21 protein-coding genes and 1 other RNA gene are annotated in these 20,024 nt (G+C 32.9%); 19 read left to right on the top strand and 3 right to left on the bottom strand.

The window, feature by feature from the left end; genetic code table 11:
- Positions 1–12 precede the first annotated feature (12 nt).
- The 3 genes from F5ESL0237_RS02640 to F5ESL0237_RS02650 all read right to left on the bottom strand — a co-directional run bounded on the left by F5ESL0237_RS02640 (position 13) and on the right by F5ESL0237_RS02650 (position 3,285).
- Positions 13–714, bottom strand: a complete 702-nt coding sequence (locus F5ESL0237_RS02640) for an ABC transporter ATP-binding protein (RefSeq protein WP_122021511.1) — start codon at positions 712–714, stop codon at positions 13–15.
- 49 nt (positions 715–763) lie between these two features.
- Positions 764–1,576 (bottom strand): Cof-type HAD-IIB family hydrolase, encoded by an 813-nt coding sequence (locus tag F5ESL0237_RS02645; RefSeq protein WP_122024559.1) that lies wholly within the window; start codon positions 1,574–1,576, stop codon positions 764–766.
- A 107-nt stretch (positions 1,577–1,683) separates the two neighbouring features.
- Positions 1,684–3,285 carry an APC family permease gene (locus tag F5ESL0237_RS02650; RefSeq protein ID WP_370448608.1) on the bottom strand — a complete coding sequence of 534 codons (1,602 nt, stop codon included), beginning with the start codon at positions 3,283–3,285 and terminating at the stop codon, positions 1,684–1,686.
- A gap of 254 nt (positions 3,286–3,539) precedes the next feature.
- Between F5ESL0237_RS02650 and F5ESL0237_RS02655 the strand changes: the two genes are divergently transcribed.
- The 19 genes from F5ESL0237_RS02655 (at position 3,540) to F5ESL0237_RS02745 (ending at position 20,015) form a co-directional block, all read left to right on the top strand.
- Positions 3,540–4,265, top strand: coding sequence for a YebC/PmpR family DNA-binding transcriptional regulator (locus F5ESL0237_RS02655; RefSeq protein WP_122024561.1), 726 nt, complete (start codon positions 3,540–3,542; stop codon positions 4,263–4,265).
- A gap of 269 nt (positions 4,266–4,534) precedes the next feature.
- Positions 4,535–5,455: a nucleoside hydrolase gene (locus tag F5ESL0237_RS02660; RefSeq protein WP_122024562.1), complete on the top strand. Its 921-nt coding sequence runs from the start codon at positions 4,535–4,537 to the stop codon at positions 5,453–5,455.
- An 11-nt stretch (positions 5,456–5,466) separates the two neighbouring features.
- Entirely contained in the window at positions 5,467–6,873 is a 1,407-nt protein-coding gene (dcuC, locus tag F5ESL0237_RS02665) for a C4-dicarboxylate transporter DcuC (protein ID WP_122024563.1), read from the top strand.
- A 186-nt stretch (positions 6,874–7,059) separates the two neighbouring features.
- The gene (gene comGA, locus F5ESL0237_RS02670) at positions 7,060–8,034 is read left to right on the top strand and encodes a competence type IV pilus ATPase ComGA (RefSeq protein ID WP_122021516.1); all 975 of its coding nucleotides are present in this window, start codon (positions 7,060–7,062) and stop codon (positions 8,032–8,034) included.
- The gene (locus tag F5ESL0237_RS02675) at positions 8,000–9,004 is read left to right on the top strand and encodes a type II secretion system F family protein (protein ID WP_122024564.1); all 1,005 of its coding nucleotides are present in this window, start codon (positions 8,000–8,002) and stop codon (positions 9,002–9,004) included. The genes comGA and F5ESL0237_RS02675 overlap by 35 nt, the downstream gene beginning before the upstream one ends.
- Positions 9,005–9,015: 11 nt before the next feature.
- Entirely contained in the window at positions 9,016–9,366 is a 351-nt protein-coding gene (gene comGC, locus F5ESL0237_RS02680; protein ID WP_122021518.1) for a competence type IV pilus major pilin ComGC, read from the top strand.
- Positions 9,338–9,778, top strand: a complete 441-nt coding sequence (locus F5ESL0237_RS02685) for a hypothetical protein (protein ID WP_122024565.1) — start codon at positions 9,338–9,340, stop codon at positions 9,776–9,778. The genes comGC and F5ESL0237_RS02685 overlap by 29 nt, the downstream gene beginning before the upstream one ends.
- A gap of 19 nt (positions 9,779–9,797) precedes the next feature.
- Positions 9,798–10,043, top strand: coding sequence for a hypothetical protein (locus F5ESL0237_RS02690; protein ID WP_147440866.1), 246 nt, complete (start codon positions 9,798–9,800; stop codon positions 10,041–10,043).
- The gene (locus tag F5ESL0237_RS02695) at positions 10,030–10,539 is read left to right on the top strand and encodes a ComGF family competence protein (RefSeq protein WP_158592378.1); all 510 of its coding nucleotides are present in this window, start codon (positions 10,030–10,032) and stop codon (positions 10,537–10,539) included. The genes F5ESL0237_RS02690 and F5ESL0237_RS02695 overlap by 14 nt, the downstream gene beginning before the upstream one ends.
- Positions 10,540–10,708: 169 nt before the next feature.
- A complete protein-coding gene (locus F5ESL0237_RS02700) occupies positions 10,709–11,710 on the top strand; it encodes a class I SAM-dependent methyltransferase (protein WP_122024567.1) in 1,002 nt (333 codons plus the stop codon).
- Positions 11,711–11,754: 44 nt separating this feature from the next.
- Positions 11,755–12,939 carry an acetate/propionate family kinase gene (locus tag F5ESL0237_RS02705; RefSeq protein WP_122024568.1) on the top strand — a complete coding sequence of 395 codons (1,185 nt, stop codon included), beginning with the start codon at positions 11,755–11,757 and terminating at the stop codon, positions 12,937–12,939.
- Between the two features lie 33 nt (positions 12,940–12,972).
- The gene (locus F5ESL0237_RS02710; protein ID WP_122024569.1) at positions 12,973–13,446 is read left to right on the top strand and encodes an HIT family protein; all 474 of its coding nucleotides are present in this window, start codon (positions 12,973–12,975) and stop codon (positions 13,444–13,446) included.
- 307 nt (positions 13,447–13,753) lie between these two features.
- Entirely contained in the window at positions 13,754–14,566 is an 813-nt protein-coding gene (locus F5ESL0237_RS02715) for a Cof-type HAD-IIB family hydrolase (RefSeq protein ID WP_122024570.1), read from the top strand.
- 54 nt (positions 14,567–14,620) lie between these two features.
- Positions 14,621–14,986: a transfer-messenger RNA gene (ssrA, locus tag F5ESL0237_RS02720) on the top strand.
- A gap of 530 nt (positions 14,987–15,516) precedes the next feature.
- On the top strand, positions 15,517–16,227 hold the full coding sequence (locus tag F5ESL0237_RS02725; protein ID WP_122024571.1) for a hypothetical protein: 711 nt from the start codon (positions 15,517–15,519) through the stop codon (positions 16,225–16,227).
- 220 nt (positions 16,228–16,447) lie between these two features.
- Entirely contained in the window at positions 16,448–17,416 is a 969-nt protein-coding gene (locus F5ESL0237_RS02730; RefSeq protein WP_122024572.1) for a type I phosphomannose isomerase catalytic subunit, read from the top strand.
- A gap of 25 nt (positions 17,417–17,441) precedes the next feature.
- A complete protein-coding gene (locus F5ESL0237_RS02735) occupies positions 17,442–17,831 on the top strand; it encodes an SdpI family protein (protein ID WP_122024573.1) in 390 nt (129 codons plus the stop codon).
- Position 17,832: 1 nt separating this feature from the next.
- Positions 17,833–18,558: a response regulator transcription factor gene (locus F5ESL0237_RS02740; protein WP_199688756.1), complete on the top strand. Its 726-nt coding sequence runs from the start codon at positions 17,833–17,835 to the stop codon at positions 18,556–18,558.
- Between the two features lie 2 nt (positions 18,559–18,560).
- The gene (locus F5ESL0237_RS02745) at positions 18,561–20,015 is read left to right on the top strand and encodes a HAMP domain-containing sensor histidine kinase (protein WP_122021528.1); all 1,455 of its coding nucleotides are present in this window, start codon (positions 18,561–18,563) and stop codon (positions 20,013–20,015) included.
- Positions 20,016–20,024: the final 9 nt, after the last annotated feature.

A 20,024-nucleotide genomic window follows, 5' to 3' on the forward strand; every position in this document is an offset into this window, starting at 1 on the left:
TGTTAATCTTTTCTACCATTTAATATTAGCTATATTTTCAGGATGCTTAGTTTGGGTAACTTTTGTTACTTGTCCGTCATGAAAGTGAATCACACGATTGGCAATTGGGGCAAGGGCGCTATTGTGTGTCACAATAATTACAGTGGTGCCATGGTTGCGACTCATATTAGCAATTATCTGTAAAACGTTTTTCCCAGTTTGATAGTCAAGCGCTCCAGTTGGCTCATCACAAAGTAGAATTTTGGGATTTTTAGCAATGGCACGAGCAATTGCTACTCTTTGTTGCTCACCGCCAGATAATTCTGCTGGAAAATTATTAACACGTGCTTTTAATCCAACGTCAATTAGAGTTTGAACAGGATCAAGTGCATCAGCAACAATTTCAGCAGCAAGCTCCACGTTTTCTTTAGCAGTTAAATTTTGAATTAAGTTATAAAATTGAAAAACAAAACCAATGTCATTGCGACGATAGTTGGTTAGCTGAAGTTGATTATAATTGGCAATATTTTCTCCATCAATAATTATATTTCCAGAGCTATTAGTATCCATTCCCCCTAAAATATTAAGCATAGTTGACTTGCCAGCACCAGATGCCCCTAAAATAATTGCTAGCTCACCTTTTTCAATCGAAAAGCTAACATCATTATTTGCTAAAATTTCGGTGTCACCTGCTTGATAGCGTTTAAAATTATGTTGAACTTCAATGTAACTCATAAGATCTATCCTTCATATTAAAAAAATATTTTTTACTTTACTAACTATTTTAAGCTAAATATTTTTCAAGTACTTGTAAAACGCCCATCTCATTGTTACTCGGTGCTTCATATTTGGCAATCTTTTTAAGACGCTCATCTCCGTTACGCATAGCATAGCTTAAGCCGGCCAGTTCGATCATTTCTTTATCATTCATGCCATCACCAAAAGCGATTAGTTCTGCTGGTTTGATATTGAAATAGCGTAAAAAATATTTCAAACCTTGCCCTTTATTGACATTTGCGGGCATGACATCGATATTATTAAAGCCGCTACTAGTACAATGGATTCGTTCACAATTAGCTTGATTAAATTTTCGTTCCAAGTCATTAGCCAATTCTGAGGAACAATTAAGGGTTAATTTGGTTAAATTATCACTGGAGGGAATATCAGTTAGCTTTGCTATTTCAATTATATTGGGATAAAAGAAATGCATTAAATTTTTAAATTGAATTGGCGCTTTTTTGTTAACATATGCTCGTTCTAAGCCACTGGCTACAATATTAATTTCTGGATAATTTGTCTCAATAAAATTAATCAACTTGATTCCAGTGCGGTAAGTAAAAACATGTCGTGAAATAATTTTATTATCCTGGGTTAAAATTGAGCCATTGTCAGCGACAAAATCAATTCGATCTAAAAAGTCGTAGAAATCTCGTTGTAATCGAGAGAGCGGACGTCCACTTGATACAATAAAGTGAACATGTTGTTTGCGTAATTTGGTTAATACTTTTTCAAAACGCTGCTGGTCAAACTGTTTGTCATCATTTTCAAAAGTTCCATCCATGTCGACTGCAACAGCTTTAAAAGGTAAAAGTGTCATGTTTAAACTCCTTATTTTGTAGTTAATAATGTCCTAGCTATATTTTAAAGCAAAAATAGCTTCATTTAATATTAATGAAGCTATTTTTCAAATTTACTAATTAAATTTTACTTTGTAACAGGCTTTCTTCGCCCTACAAGCCAGCATATCAAAATTGCTAGTATAGTTTCGCTAATAATCAAGATAATATTAAGCCCTAGTTTTATTTGTCCAATAGCAATTGAGTTAATGCCAAAAAGTTTATTTTTCTCACCTAAGTATAAATCAAAAATAATTGAGCCAATAACTAAAGTGAAAATAGTAATCCATTGGTTTCGACTAAAGGCAATGCCGTATTCTTCTTCTCTGCGCCTAATGCTTGGCAAAATGACCCCTAATCCAATTAAAACAACAACGGCAATAATATTAATAATTAGTTCGTACCACCAATAACCGCTAAATTCTTTGATGTCTTGAGGAGCAATTCCTAAAATTGTTGCGACAGCAGTTACTATTAGGAGAAATAATCCGGCTAAGTAGGCAAGTTTGTCATTTTTTAAGAAAACATAATCTGATGGGAATTTTTGCGAATTTTTTCTAATCTGCATAAAGGAGAAGAAAATCCAACATGTCACTCCAGGAGAAATAATGCCATTTAAGTTGAGTAGCCAGTTAAAAATATCATTCATATCTGGCAAAAAAATTCCTAAAAGCATGATAAAAGCAGATAAGGCAACAGTTAAAATGTAACCATTAATTGGCAAACCATTTTTGTCTTTCTTTTGCAAGAAATGAGGCATATATTTATCGCCTGTATCTGAAATCAACATTCTAGTCATTGCATCGAGTAAAACAGCTAGTAGTGCTGCATTATAAAAGACAGAAGTCCATGCCCAAACATAAAGTAGCGTTTTGCCCCAACCATATTGGTGCCCCACCATATCAAAAACATAGTATGCACCATTCATTTTTAAATCATTAGGAATGTGATAACTGTTAAAGTAAATTCCGAGAGCAAAGGAGCCAAAAACAGTTAAAAAGATGGTCATTAAGGCCAAAGCAATCATTGCCTTGGGAAAATCTGATTTTGGCCTCTTCATTTGTGTAACATATGGAGCAACTAATTCGCAACCATTTAACGCATAAATAAGCATAGCGATTGTTGTCCAATAATGCATGTCAAACTTAGGAATTAAAGTTCGCCAGGTAAAAGGTTGAGTTGCCATATGTCCACCAGATCTTACTAGTCCAGTAAAGGCTAAAAAGACAAACATTAATGTCATAATCAACATAAGTCCACCACCAATAGTGGATAAAACTTCCATTGATCTTGAAAAATAGTGTTCAATTACAATAAAAATAATAAACATTGCAAAGGTCATCAAAGCAAATTTTGTATTTGAAATTTGGCTTTGGAACTTTTCCGAGCCAGTTATTGCCCAACCAATATCTACAATTATTTCGTTAGCTGAATCGACAGCATAGGGAATTGATGCTGCCCAGTAAGTCCACGCAGTAAAATAACCGAGAAATTCGCCATTAGTTCCGCGTACCCATGAAGAAAGCCCACCACCTTCATCGTCAAAAACTGATCCAAGTTGCCCCACCATTAATGAATAGGGAATAACATAAAAAAGACACATAATAATCCATGATGTGACTACTGGCATTCCTTGGTTTTGAAAATTGTACATGATATCATCAAGACCAATGACCGTGCAAAATGCCATTAATGTCAATATTGGCCAAGATATATATTTTTGATTTGAATTTATTTCCTCCACTTAAACTATCTCCTTTTATAATAATCAATGTTCTTATTTTACTAATTAAAAAGAATATTGACTAGATAAAATCATAATTTCTTAGCTAATAAGGCAAAAATATAAAAAAATATGCTTAATCAATTGCTGGTATTGAATTTTATTAGTCTATGCGGTAAGATTATATCGTTAAATATGATGAAAAAGAAAGAAGGATTCTCATGTCAGGACATTCAAAATGGCACAATATTCAAGGCCGCAAGAATGCGCAAGACGCAAAAAGAGGTAAGATTTTTCAAAAATTATCTCGTGAAATATATATGGCTGCAAAGAATGGTGGTCCTGACCCTTCCGGAAATCCTAATTTGCGGATGGTAATGGATAAGGCACATGCAAATAATATGCCTAAGACCAATATTGACCGCGCACTTAAAAAGGCTGAAGGTAATTCAGATGAGCACTATGATGAAATTACCTATGAAGGTTATGCGCCAGGTGGTGTTGCTGTTTTTGTTGAAGCTTTAACTGATAACAAGAATAGGACAGCTTCTAGTGTAAGAGTAGCTTTCACGCGTAATGGTGGTTCACTTGGTGCAACAGGTTCAGTTGCCTACATGTTTAACCGTAAGGGTTATATTGTAATTGATCGCACAACTACTGATGCTGATGAAGATCAGATGTTACTTGATGTTATGGATGCTGGTGGTGAAGATTTACAAACTAGTGCTGAAGCTTACGAAATCTATACTGATGCTAAGCAGTTTGCCCAAGTTAGGGATGCTCTGGAAAAGGCAGGTTATAAGCTGGTTGATGCTGAATTAACTATGATTCCAGAAAATACAACTCCCGTGCCAGAAGATAAGAAGGAACAATTTGATAATCTGGTTGAAGCTTTAGAAGATGATGATGACGTGCAGAACGTTTATACAGCAGCTAGTGAAGAATAGGATTAATTAAGTAAGTTAGAAAGACCTTGAGCAATTATTTGCTCAAGGTCTTTTTGTTTAAATTACCTTAATTTGAGGTATAAACGATTTATTTTTGCGTTTATATACATAATAGTTCGCTTTTTGCTTGAAAAAAAGTAAATTATTTAAATTTTTATAATATAATTCGTAATATACATGGTATAATTCGTAAATATCAATTGTTGAAAATTGATGTTTTTTTAATAAAAAGCTCACAATATGAGTTATAAGGCTAAGGAGGCTATTGAATGAAGAAACCTATAATTTTGAGTACAGATCCTGGCATTGATGATGCTGTGGCAATTGCAATTTTATTGTTTAGCAAACAATTGGATGTTAAATTGATTGCTGCAGCTGCAGGAAATGTTGGAGTTGATCAAACTTTAAATAATGTTTTGAAGCTTGAAACATTATTTAAAAAAGAAATTCCAGTTGTACCAGGCTGTAGTCGTGCACTAATTAAGCACCCAATTGATGCAGTAGCAGTTCATGGAAAATCGGGCATGGATGGTTATGACTTTCCTGAGCCTAATCGGGATCTTATTCTTGAAAATAAAATAGCCCCAGTAGCATTTCACGAAGTTGTGACTGCAACGAAAAATAAAGTAACACTTGTAGGAATAGCTCCTTTAACTGATATTGCTTTATATCTCCGTCTTTATCCTGAAGATTTTAACCAAATTGAAGAAATAATAATTATGGGATGTAGTATTGGTCGAGGTAATTATGGTGTTTTTTCAGAATTTAATATTGCCAGTGATCCCGAAGCAGCTAAAATTGTTTTTGAAAGTGGATTAAAAATTCGTGTGGCGCCGTTAGAATTGGGGATGCAAGCAAAAATCCAACCAGAAATTAGTGAAAAAATCGAAAATCTAGGTAAAGTTGGTGCAATGTTTTATAGCTTATTTAAACGTTATCGTGGAGGTGGTTTTGCGACCGGATTAAAAATTTATGATGCGCTAGCAGTTGCAATGTTGCTACAACCAGATATGTTTGAATTTGTAGCAACTCATGTTGAAATAGTGACGCAAGCAGGATTTACTTATGGCGCGTCTCTAATGGACTTTAATAATAAGTTACAACAATCTAATAATGCTTTGATTGGTACTAAGGTAGATGTTGACCAATTTATTGAGTGGTTTATAAATGCTCTAAAAAAGGCTTGCTAAGGAGAGATAAAATGAATCAGCTTTTTGCAATTATTTTGACGCTATTGTCAGTAATAGTTTTAGTTTACATGTTATCTAAAAAAATGGATATCAAAATTGTATTATTTGCACTTGGGTTAGTTTTATTGTACTGCGGCGTCTTTATGGGGAATAAGATTAGCCTATTACAGCCAGTTGCCAATCAATTGTTACAGCCAATTCAAGTGATTATTGATCAATTTACAACGACTTTGTCGCAAGCAGGATTTGTTATTTTGCTACTGGCTGGATATAGTTCATATATGACTTGTATTGGAGCTAATAATGTAACCATTGGCGGTTTAACTTCGACAATGAAAGGAATTAAATCAGTATACTTATTAGTGCCAATTGTTTTTCTAATGGGAAATATTCTCTCTTTGGTAGTTCCAAGTGCTGCTAACTTGGCAATTATCTTATTGGCAACACTATATCCAGTTTTGCGGACAACTGGAATGAGTCGATTAACTGCTGCAGCTGTAATTGCTACTACTGCAACGATTATTCCCACTCCACTTGGCTCTGATAATGTCGCAATTGCTGCAGCTTTAAAAATGTCAGCAACGCAATACGTATTTAGTTATCATGCTTTAATTTCAATTCCAACCTTATTGTTAATGGCAATTGTCCATTATTTTTGGCAAAAACATGAGGATAAAAAAGATGGTCAAGGTCTTAGTTATCAAGCAGAATTAGCTCAATATGGTTTAAAAAATGATGATAAACAACAAACCCAAGTGGTTGGCAGTAAGTTTGTTCGTTTTATTTACGGGCTACTACCTTTATTGCCAATTATTATTTTAATAATAGATTTTATTTTTAATGTTACTCAAGGTCGAAATTTAACGATGAACGTGCAATCAGTGACTATTATTAGTTGGATTGTGGCGATTATAATTGAGTTAATTAATAAAAAAGATACCAAGCAAGTTTTAAACGATACCAATGCCTTTATTAAGGGAATGGGTAATGCCATGGGGATTGTTGTTTTGTTAATTGCCGCTCAAACTTATGTACAGGGGTTAAATGCTGTAGGAATTATGACCATGATTCAAAAGTTAATGACTAATATTCATGGTGCTGGAATTTTATTGCCATTAATAATGGTAATCTTGACCGCAATAATTGTCCTATTAAGTGGTAGTGGGCTAGCTCTTACCTTTGCCCTTATTCCGCTGATTGTTCCATTAGCCAAGTCAGCCGGAATTGAGCCCCAGCAATTGGCAGTACCACTACAGTTGGCTGGTAATTTGTTGCGGGCAGTTTCACCAGTAGCTGCGGTAATTTTAATTGTGGCTGGAGCAACACATTTAGAACCAGGTCAAATTATCCGTCGTACAGCTGTACCAATGATTAGTGGTGTCTTGATCATGCTGGTTTTATCATTTTGCCTACTATAAATAAAGTAAATGAAATTTAAAAATTAAATCTTAATAAGAACGCAAACCATAGCTTACTGTGATTTGCGTTTTTATTATTTTTTGAATATGGTTAAGCAATTTTATACACTGCTAAAAAATTATAATCTCGGCAAACAATTTTTTCTTTTTTGCGTATTTAATATTGACACAAAAAAGGAGGTTTTTATGCAAATCAAGCAAGTGGTTAACTCATTAATTGAAGCAGCAATTATAGCTCATGCTAGTGACCTATTTTTTTTGGTGCGTAGGACAAAGTTAGTTGTCAACTTGCGTACTACTGATGGAATTACTAGCCAGGCTGATTTTACGGTTAACGAAGGGATGGAGATTATTAATTATTTAAAATTTATAGCTCAAATGGATATTGCAGAACATAGGCGACCACAGGTAGGAGCATTCGAATATCCTTATCAAGGAGAAAATTATTTTTTGCGCTTATCAAGCATTGGTGATTTTAACGATTATGAATCTTTGGTTATTAGAATTATTTATCAAATTGATCATAGTAATTATTTTTTTCCAAATCAAATTGAACATTTAAAAATGCTGACACATCAACGCGGCTTAATAGTTACAAGTGGTCCCACAGGTTCAGGTAAGACTACGACAATGTATAAATTGGCTAAATATGTAGGGCAAAAGCAAATGGTAATGACAATAGAGGATCCTGTCGAAATTCATGAAGCTAGTTTTTTGCAAACACAGGTTAATTTAAATGCTGAAATCACATATTCAAGTTTATTAGAAGCTGCGTTAAGACATCGCCCAGATATTTTAATTATTGGGGAGATAAGAAATGAAAAAACTGCTCGCTTGGCGATTGATGCTGCTTTAAGTGGACATTTGGTATTTGCAACTGTGCATGCTAAAAGTACTTTGCAAACGATTCTGCGACTTGAAAGTCTACATGTCAATATTAATGAACTTTATAATTGCATAACAGCAGTTTGTTATCAGCGCCTCTTACCGACTAAGGATCACTTATCTTGTTTAATGGATATTGCTAGTGGGGAATTCTTACAAGAACAGCTTACTTGTAAAAAGCGTAAAGAATATATTAGCTGGTATGAAAATCTAAGTGAATTAAAAGAAAAGGGTGAAATTAGTGCGCAAGTATTTGAACAATTTAAGAAAGGATAAGTTGACACAAGAGCAACGATTAAATTTTCTTGACTACTTACATCATAGTTTAGCTAATGGTTTTTCATTAAATGCTAGCTTAGAATTAATGCCAATTTTATGGCCAAGTCGTAAGAACTTAATTGATAAGTTATATCAGAGAGTTCAAGCAGGAAATAAATTAAGTAATTTAATGCTGGAACTTGGTTTTTCAAAAACAGTAGTAACGCAAATTGATCTTGCTTTAGAACAAGGCAGTTTAGTAGAATGCTTGTCGCAGTTAGCTACACTAAATCGCTTAAAATGTGAACAAGAAAAGAAATTGAAGACGGAATTGTCTTATCCTTTTGTATTAGTAGTAATGATGATTTTATTGTTATTTTTTATGCAAACTTTCGTTTCAAACCAGTTTGCTAATTCTGATGAACACATAGGTGATCTCATGCTGTTAGGGCTATTATTCTTAAGCTTGGGCTTTGTTTATTATCTGATACGAGTCTTAATGTTATTAAAAAGGCAAGATTACCATTCTTTATATAAATTAGCTCATTACCCAGTCATTGGTTCGTTAGTTAAACTCTATGTAAAATATTTATTAATTTACGATGCAGGACTTCTGTTGGCAAGTGGGTTTTCTTTACAAAAAATATGTGAGTATGCTGAAAATCAAGAGCAAGGCTCGCTTCAGCAGTTTATAGGTGAGAAAATAGCTAGTCAGCTCGATTCTGGTAAAAAACTAGCGGACATAATTGTCCAGGAATATTTCTTACCCGATGAATTATTATTGTTATTGCGGGTAGGATCAAAAAAAGCAGATTTGAGCCAACGTTGCCTTTTATTGGGACGTACTTTATTTTCAGATTTAACAAGTGGTATTGAGAAATTGATTGTTAATGTCCAACCATTCTGCTTTATTCTAATTGGATTATGTATTATTGGGATGTATTTAAAACTATTGTTGCCAATGTATGCAATGATGCAAAATATTTGAGGTGAATTGTAATGAAAAACAGAATTAAAAAACATCTTTTAGCTATTATTACTAAGGCTGAGAAGCCTCAAGGCTTTACTTTAATTGAAATGGTAGTAGTCATTGCAATTATTGTGATGCTATTAATTATAATTGCTCCTAATTTAACTAAGCAAAAAGAAAGTGCCAGTGAAAGAACTGATGATGCTTTTAAAACTACTTTACAAACACAAGTTAATCTTTATGAAGATGATAAAGATCGTAATGGTAAAGAAATAAATTTTAAAAATATGTTTGACGATGGCTATTTGACCAAGAAGCAACTTGATAAAGCTAAAAATTATGTGGTATCTAATGGTGTGGTTGAAAAGAATTCGAATTAGAAATAGCTTACCTGCTTTTACTATTGTTGAAATAATTATTACTTTGACTATAACTCTTACTTTAACTTTATTAGGAGTAGTTCAGCTCAAAACCTATAATCAAAGATTGATTTTAGATAATACAACTAAGGAAGTTAAAAGCTCGATTGAACAAGCGGCACGGATCTCGGCTATTCGGCATCAAGCCATTATTATTAGATATTATCCAGTATCCAAAAGTCTCATTTTAATTGGTAAAAAATATTACCGAGAACTAAAGGTTGCTAATGATATAGAAATATATAATCTGACTTTATTGCAAATATCACCCAATGGCTCGCTACCAGCTCACACAATAACGATTACAAATCATAAAAATATTAGAAAAATTAAGTTACAAATGACTTGGGGGCGACCAATCGATGATACTTAATAAGCTAAAAGGTTTTTTAATGGCTGAGGGTATAACCGCCTTAGCTATTGCCATTGCTGGTGTATCATTAATGGCGTTAGTTATAGGGGAAGGTCGAAGCATAGAACAAAGGATGGAGTTAAAAACTGATCGAGCCTATGCCTGGCATATTTTAAAAAAACTCGATCTAAAGGAAGTTAAAGTTCATGATCGAGTTTATGAATTGCGAGGTGCTAGTAGTGTATATGATAAGACAAGTCAAGAAACTTATCTTGTCAAGAAATAAGGGCTTTGTATTAGCTGAGGCCATGTTTGCTGTCATAATCACACTTTTAATAGTCTTGATTTTACAAAACTTATTAAAAACTATCATGCTTTCTGACAAGGCTGACCATAAAACTGATGATGTGGTTTTTGCTTATGTTCAATTCAATCGTTTTTTACATGATGATGATACGGAACTAGCATATCCTTTTCCAGAAATATCGACTTCTAAGCAAGCTGGGATAGTAAAGGTTGATCGTGATAATAAATCAAAGATATATAAATTGAATTTTTATAAAAATATGGTACGTGTCACTACTCCAGATGGTGGTCATATGCCACTTTTACTTGAAGTTAAAAAAGCTAATTTTGTTACCACGAATAATCATATTAAAATAAGCATTACAGAAAAAGATAATCGTAGTACAGAAATATATTTTAAATTAGATGCTAAATCAAAAATAAAAGAAAGAGGGAGACAAAAAAATGAAAGTAAAAGCCAGTACTCTGCTCAGTAGTGTTTTTGTCTTAGCAACCTGTTTACTTTTTATTCGCTTTTATCAGGATATATATCATGATAGCATGCAAAATGATTTATTATTAATTGAATACTTGGTAAATAATTGATTTACTTGCGCTTGTTGCCTTAATTCTATTAAAATGGATAAAAGATAAGGGGAATAAGTGATGAATAATATTGAAGAGTTATTTGAAAATTTTTTGAATTGTGTAGAATACTTACAAAAAGCATTAAATGTATCTTTTGGTGAAGCTTTGACTGAAACCTTTGATAATCTTGAAAATAATCAAATTAAGGTTGAACTTGGCGCTCCGGATAAAGCGACTGTTGTAAAATTAAGTCAAAAGTATAAAAAGTTAAATTATGATAAATTGTCACAACAATTAAAGGTACAAGTATATACTTATTTAATACTCAAGGCAGTAAACGAAGATGCTTTAGAGATTAATCAAATGCCAACACCACCAATAGTTGCAACAATAGTAGCAATGCTTATGCAAAAATTGCTACCTGACAAAAAAATAACAATTGCTGATCCAGCAATTGGAACAGGAAATTTGTTGTTTTCGGTAATTAATCAGTTAAAGTATGCAAATCATTCTAAGATGAACTATCACTTACTGGGAATCGACAATGATGAAGAAATGCTTAGCTTTGCTGATATTGGTGCCCATTTAAATAGGCTTGACATCGAATTATACTGTCAAGATGCTTTAACGCCATGGTTATTTGCCAATCCAGATGTTGTTGTAGCGGATTTGCCAATAGGGTATTATCCAATTGACGAGAATGCTAATAATTTTGCAACTAAAGCGGAAAAGGGTCATTCGTTTGCTCATCTTTTATTTATTGAACAAATTATTAAAAATTTAAAAGCTGGTGGCTATGCTTTCCTCGTGGTTCCTAAAGCAATCCTTACTGGCAAAGGTGGCAGTGACTTTATGCCATGGCTATCAGATAAGGTCTTTTTAAGAGCAATTATTGAGTTGCCAGATAGTGTATTCCAAAATAAGACAAATCAAAAATCGATTTTAGTGTTTCAAAATCATGGTAATAATGTTCAAAATAGTGAAGTTTTGCTCACAAAATTGGACTCATTAAAAAAGGAAGAAGACTTAATAAAGCTTAATGTTAACCTAAATGAGTGGTATACTAAAAATATTCATTAATTTGTGAAAAAGTCAAAAGTATGTGTAGTGGAGGAATCTCATTTATGAAAAAAGTTTTAGCAATTAACTCAGGTAGTTCTTCATTCAAGTATAAGTTATTTGCCCTTCCCGAAGAACAAGTATTGGCGGAAGGAATTGCTGATAGAGTTGGCATTGAGGGCTCTTCTTTTGAAATTAAATTACCAAATGGCGAAAAGCATACTGATGAAGTCTCTATTCCAGATCAAGAGTCTGCAGTTAACTTGTTACTGGTAGCATTAAAGAAATATCAAGTTGTTACTGATCTAGACGAGATTGTCGGTGTAGGTCATCGAATTGTTGCAGGTGGGGAAGATTTTCCTGATTCAGCCATAATTGATCAAGAAAAATTACAAAAAATCTATGATTTAAAAGAATATGCACCCCTGCACAATGTTGCTGAAGGAAAAGGAATAGAAGCCTTCATGAAATTGCTTCCTAATGTCCCAGAAGTTGGCGTATTTGATACGTCGTTCCATCAAACATTAGATGCAGTTCATTATATGTATTCACTTCCTTATAAGTATTATGAAAAATATGGCGTACGTAAATATGGTGCTCATGGTACGTCAGTAAGATATATTGTTGGTCGCGCTGCAGAAATGTTAAATAAAGATCGTGTGGATTTAAAGTTAATTGTTTGTCATTTAGGGTCTGGTGCCTCTGTGACTGCTGTGAAAAATGGCAAGTCATATGATACTTCAATGGGCTTTACCCCACTTGCAGGAGTTACTATGGGGACACGTTCAGGTGATGTTGATGCATCAGTTTTACAATACATAATGAATAAGGAAAATCTGGATATTAATCAGATGATTGATATTTTAAATGACAAATCAGGGTTATTAGGAATTTCTGAAATTTCTTCTGACATGCGTGACCTAGAAAATGATTCAGATGATAAAGCAAAGTTAGCTCGTGATATTTTTGTTAATAGAGTTAGACAATATGTTGGTTCATATATTACTGAAATGGAAGGTGTTGACGCAATTATCTTTACCGCTGGAGTAGGTGAACACGATGCTGGCGTTAGAGAAAAAGTAATGCAGTCATTTGAATTTATGGGTTTAGATCCTGATTATGAAGCAAACAAATCAAATGGTGAGAAGTTTATTTCAAAACCTGATTCAAAGATAAAAGCGCTAATTATTCCAACTGATGAAGAATTAATGATTGAACGTGATGTTGTTCGTTTAGCCCATTTGAATTAGGTACAATTTATTATATAAATATGGAATTTTTATATGGACAATTGGCAAAAAGATCGAATTGTGGCAGCAATAAATGGAACTAATCCAATGGTTATGGTCGAATTAGAGGGTGGTTATGCTACTTTCGGTGATACCCAATTTTTACCTGGTTATTGTGTACTGTTACCAAAAAAGAATGTTGCATCTTTAAATGAATTAAACATTGTGGAAAGAACAATGTTTTTACGGGATATGAGCATATTAGGAGATGCCGTTTTAGACGTTTGTCATGCCGATCGAATTAATTATGATATTTTAGGTAATACTGATAAATTTTTACATGCACATGTTTTTCCAAGATATAAATTTGAAGATCCAGTTAAACGTACTAAACCAGTTTGGCTATATAATACGAAGTATTGGACTGAGAAGAAGTATCAATATAATTCTCAAAAACATGGTGAGTTAAAAGCGGCGATAACCCGATATTTAATAGCAAAAATAGGGGATAATACTGATAGTAATTGATGTTGCTGTATATTGTTGCATAGCTAGGTAATAATTATTCGAATTAGCTGAAATAATTATTAAACAAGCAATTTTTAACAATTTAATATATAATAAAGGTCGTTAATAATTTTTAATGGCTTTTTATTTTGATATATACATAGATAATAATATATTTATAAAAAACGATTGGTTTATGAATGATATAATTATGTCGGTATGGTAATTAACAATAATAATTTAATATAAATATGACCATGATAAAAAGAATAAGGCTGATTAAGAAAAGCAGTCAAGAACTATTTTTAATGAAGAAAGTATAGGGAAAATGATAAGACTAGTAGCAATTGACGTTGACGATACATTGTTGAATAGCCATGGAGTACTACTTGAATCAACTAAAACAGTTATTAAGCGCGCAATTAGTCAACAAGTTAAAGTTGTTCTTTGTTCAGGTAGACCATTAGCTGGTGTTAAGCACTTTTTAGCTGAATTAGGAATTACTACAGATAATCAATATGTTATTACCTTTAACGGGGCTGTAATCGAATCAGTTACTGGGAGAAAATTAGCCGAATCTGGATTAGAATTTTCAACCTATAAAGAAATTGATCGATATTCTAATAAACACGATATTGCATATAATATTGTTGATGCTGATAGTCAAATTATTACGAGTAATCACAATGTTAGTTGGGTTACAGTTGTTCAAGCTTGGGAAAATCGAGCTGGTCTTTTAATTAGGACACCGATGGAATTAGGTGAAACTGCTCAGGTTATTAAAGCAGTGTTTGCTGATGAAAAAGACAAATTAGACCAAGTAGAAAAAGAAATAATTAAAAAATTTGGGCAAAAAAATTATGTTGTTCGGGCTGCCGATAATTTTTTAGAAGTAATGCATCAAGATGTTAATAAAGGTAATGCTTTAAAAATTTTATCAAAGAAATTAAATATTTCTGCAAATGAAATTATGGCAATTGGTGATGAACGCAATGATATACCAATGTTTAATTTTGCAGGTATTTCGGTAGTAATGGCTAATGGATCAGCAGCAGCTAAAGAATATGCAGACTATGTGACAGGATCAAATGATGAAAACGGCATTGAGCAAGCATTCAATAAATTTGTTTTATCTAAATAGATCTAACTATTAGCAGTTAATAAGATGTATGCTATAATAATGGTATCCTAAAGCGGGGGTGTTTTGGGATTCGACAGGCGTAGATTTGCATTAACTGCGGTTCGTAGGTCACGTCTACGTAAAAACGTCACAGTTTTATAACTGCAAATAAAGAAAATTCATACGCATTAGCTGCCTAATTTAGGCACATGTGTTGCTTTTTATCGGATTACTCACGTCTGGTATCAAGTATCAACTTAGTGAGTTACGTTTAACTACCTCATCTGAATAGTTAAGAAGAGTCATTGCAGATTAGCTAGCCCATTCTAGCCCTGTTATATGGCGTTTTGGACTAGTGAAGTTCAAATAATATAACTATAATCGTAGATGTTAGTGACAGGATGCGTTTGGACAGGAGTTCAATTCTCCTCACCTCCATTTTAAAAAGCTTGTAACTATTTATGTTACAAGCTTTTTCTGTGTGCAAATTCACCCAATGTTCACTGACTTTTTAAATTTCATCACGAACGCTAACAATTTGTCGGGTTTTTGTTAACCTTAAGGTCAAGGAATAGGTCTTTTGTATGTAATATACAAAGGTTTTAAGCAACCAGTTTGATAACAAATTCTTAAAGGGTGTTTGTCCTGAATGATAGTCATACTTCATTAATTTAGGCCAAGCATTCGCTGGCTGAACCTTTCTACTTGCGAATTGCTACAGGAATATCAATAGTTGACTCTTTGCTTTGCCTATCTTGTACCAATGCAGCTTTTTGCATGAGTCAACTGTCTAAAATAGAAATTCCAGTAGCAGAAATCAAAATACGATTTTATATATTTTAATAAATGTGTGCAGGTTATTACGATACTATCATTTCGCACGCAGGTAAATAAAAATTTATTTTTTATTTACAACTACCAAGCTGGCTATCAGAATCAGTTTTTTGTATGATTGCTTTGAGGTGAATAAAGTGAAAAAATTTTATCAAAAAAATAAATGGTTAATATTAGCTTTATGTACTTTTATAACAATCCCAGGCATTTTATTTTTAATTATTGGTAACTCTAAGCAAAGGACAGATTGGCTCAGTTTTTGGGGTTCATATCTTGGCAGCATAATTACAATTGCCTTTGCGTACATTAACACACAAGTTAGTAGTAAAGAGCAATCTGAAAATCTAAAATTACAGTTAGAGCAAAGTAAACAAAATGACTTAGACAATGCCATTAAACTGGATCGGATGAAAAGATTATTTTCTTTAATTGATTATTCCGATATAGTAAATCAAGAATTCAAAAGTGCAAAAATTCAAGCAGTGATAAATACCAAGAGAACAAGTTATGCTAAATTAGAGTTTGATAAAATCAAAAAAATAGTGACAGATTTAGATTTTTTTGTACAAAAGGCAAATAACATTTTTTATATAACAGATTTTGAAAATAAAATTGATTTAAAGGATATTAATAAAGAATTACTAAATTTTAAAGTAAATGATTTATTATTGATTGAATTTATTGAGTCTAAAATACCAAAAAAAGCAACAGAAAAACTTGATGTCAAAAATAAGAAACATCTAGAAGAAATCAGCCAACATATTAATAAATTAGATACAGACTATGATATTTTAGATAAAGAAATAAGAAAAGTATATAAACAAGAAACACTGATAATTAAGGATTAATAAGTAATAAAGTGGAACAAATAAAGTGACTTGTAAGCTTTAAAGTAGATTTTTTAAAAATAATCTTTTAAAGTTTTTACTAAAATATCTTTCCGCCAACTATTAATGGTTATAAACAGTATACATGTAAACTGTTATTTATTTTTAATTTTTAAATTATAAATAATGGTTTTAAATTTTTGGAATAAAAGTTTACACTTAAAGTAAGAGGTGATTATAGATGGAACCAATTTTTTTAAATCCATATTTTAGACCCAAAATTTGGGGTGGACGGAAATTAGAGACAATTTTTGATTATGACATTCCTAACGGCAAAGTTGGCGAAGCTTGGGTTATATCAGGTTATAAAAATAACGCTTCGACTGTAATTAATGGTAAGTTTAAGGGGCAAAGTTTACGTGCTGTGTATCATGAGCATCCTGACCTTTTTGGAAATCCACAGAATAAGGAATTTCCCCTTTTGGTCAAATTTTTAGATGCAAATGATAATTTATCGGTACAAGTCCACCCTAATAATGACTATGCCAGGCAAGTTGAGGGGGATAGTGGTAAAACAGAAAGTTGGTATGTTCTTCAAGCTGATCCAGGTGCTTATTTGATTTATGGTCATACTGCTAAGACACGTGCAGAGCTTGCGGATATGATTCATAATGAAAATTGGGACCAGCTCCTGTGCAAAGTCCCAGTTAAAGCAGGAGATTTTTTCTATGTACCTTCGGGAACGATTCATGCCTTAACCAAAGGAATTATGGTAATTGAAACACAACAATCAAGCGATGTGACTTACCGCTTATATGATTATGATCGTATTGACCAAAAATCAGGTAAAAAGCGGGAACTACATACGCAAAAGTCAATTGATGTTACAACAGTACCTCATATTAATCCTAAACTTGATATTAAAGTCGCTAATGATCAAGATGCAGAAATTAAAACTTTAGTTGCACCACCGGTTTCACCATATTTTTATTTATGGCAAATAAATTTAAATGGAAGTTGGACAAGTAATCTTAAAGGCCATCCTTATTTATTAGTAACAGTTATCGCGGGAACAGGACAGCTTGTACTAGATGATAAAAAGTATGATTTATCTATGGGTAGCAATTTAATTATTCCCAATAAAACAGCTTCATTTACTTTTGCCGGTAAAATGAAAATGGTGCTTTCTGCTCCTGGAAAAGAAATTTAATTCTTAACAAAGAGAGGACAAAAGTATGATTTATGTCGCATGCGGCTCAATTACACTAGTTATAGGTATACTTTGGTTAATTTCTCCAGCAAAACGACCTAACCCTTTTTACGGTTATTTTTCATACTTGTCACGAGTCAATAAAGCTAGTTTTCGTTTTGCTCAAAAAAAAGCCAGTATGTTTTTTATTATATTTGGTGTAGCACAAACCATGTTCGGTTTGGGAATACATTTTTTAAATTTGGATAGGTACTTTTTTATTTGGTTACTTACCTTTTATTTTTTTCCGTTATTTTCAATTATTTTAACGGAGAAGAGTGTAAAAAGCTTTTTACTTAAGCGTCATGAATTACCTTCAGATTATATAGATCCTGATCAAGTAAAAAGTAAGAAAACTAAAGGATTCAAAAAGTAGAATGAAACTGAAAATTTTAATGGTTGAAGACGATAAGTCACTTTCGGAAATGATGTGCATGTTTTTTGAAAAAGAAGGTTGGGAAGTTGATGTTGCCTTTGACGGTGAGCAAGCCGTTAACAAGTTTAATCAAGATCCAAATAAGTATGATTTAATTACTTTGGATTTAAATTTGCCAAAGAAAGACGGTATTCAAGTTGCCAAAGAAATTCGTGCGGTTTCAACACGTGTACCAATTATTATGTTGACTGCTAGAAATAGTGAGGAAGATCAAATTTTAGGTCTTGGTGTTGGTGCAGATGATTATGTCTCAAAGCCCTTTAGTCCGTTGGCTTTGATTGCACGAATAAAGGCATTGTTGCGTAGGATAAAGATTGAAGATAATCCTAAACTTAATAAATCGACTCAGGTTTCGCAGGCATTTGATGTTGAGACAACACACATGAAAATTTCAAAAAGTAGGCGTGAGGTTTTATTTGATGGTCAAGCTGTGGTTAATATTACGCCTAAAGAATTTTCGTTACTTTTTACAATGGCACAAAAGCCTAAGCAAGTTTTTGCACGTGGTCAGTTGCTGGAACTAGTTTGGGGTTATGATTATTTTGGTGAAGAGCGGACAGTTGATGCTCATATTAAAAAATTGCGCCAAAAATTAGAAAAAGTTGGGGCTAATGTCATTCAGACTGTCTGGGGTGTTGGCTACAAATTTGATGATTCACAGGTTTAGCTATGAAGTTGCTATATCAACATATGCTTAGTTTTTTGTTAATTATTTTGACTATAGTTTCCATTATTGGTTATTCTGAAATAAATTACGTATCTAATCAATCCTATGTTCAAAATTATCAACGAATGGAAGATTATGCGTCATCGTTGGGCTCATTAGCTGTAACTGATAAAACAGATGGTACACTAATACTTAATTCTGGATTTTTGGATCAGTTACAGTTTGTTTTACATAATGATGACCTTAATTTACGTGTTTTTAATGCGCGTGGAGAGCAGATATATCCAGAAAAAAGGAAAAATTTGCATCTGGCAGAAGATGTCTGTGCCATTCTTAAACAAGGTCAAGAAATTTATATCAAAAATAATAATGATTCCCATACTTATGTTGGTAATACTAAGAACGCCTACACTGGTATTCTTAAGCCTTGGATGAACAAGGGAAAAATGATTGGTGCAATTTGGATTGGAAGTAAAATAAAGAGTGTGGAACAGCCAATTGTGATGGCTAAACATAATTTAATTAATGCACTTGTCATTGCACTGTGTGTGGGTCTGTTATTAAGTCTAGTGTTTTCTTATTATTCAACCAGTAAAATTAAGCGATTATCGACGGCAACCAAAAAAGTAGCGTCTGGAAATTTTGATGTTCAGCTTAATTATTATGGTAACGATGAGATCGATCAATTAGCTGCTAATTTTAATCAAATGGTTAGAACACTTAGGAAGTCTAACGAAGAAATTAAAAACCAAGAAAAACGACGTGATCAATTTATGGCGGATGCAGCTCACGAAATGCGAACACCGCTTACGACGATTAATGGTATTTTAGAAGGTTTACAGTATAATGCGATTCCTGAACAATCACGATCTAAATCAATTGCGCTCATGCGTCGTGAAACTGAACGCTTGATACGTCTAGTTAATGAAAATTTGGATTTCGAAAAAATTAGAAATAATCAAATTAGTTTAGCCAAAGTAAACTTTAATGCTCAGCCACTTTTGCAAGAAGTTGCTGATGAATTAAAACAAAATGTTGAAAAAGAAAAAGATGAAATCAAAATTATGGTTCCCACGGATTTACCAATTTTTGCTGATCAAGATAGATTTCGACAGATAATGATGAATTTAGTCCAAAATGCAATTCAATTTACCCATCAGGGCAAAATTTTGATTAAAGGGTACCGTATTCAGCATGCAACGCAGATAATTGTTAAAGATAATGGAATTGGAATGAACGATGAGCAGATGAAGTACATTTTTGAGCGTTTCTTTAAAGCTGATCCTTCCCGCGCTCGCCTAGGAATTGGTGAGTCAGGACTTGGTTTGTCGATTGTTTTATCATTGATTAAACAACACGGTGGGAAAATAAGTGTTAAGTCTAAGCCGCACGAGGGGACATGCTTTACAGTCACTATTTTTGATAAAGGATATGAACAATATATTACAATTAAATGATTGCAAAAA

Origin of the sequence: Lactobacillus sp. ESL0237, assembly GCF_003692985.1 — a bacterium.
GTDB classification, from domain to species: domain Bacteria; phylum Bacillota; class Bacilli; order Lactobacillales; family Lactobacillaceae; genus Lactobacillus; species Lactobacillus bombicola.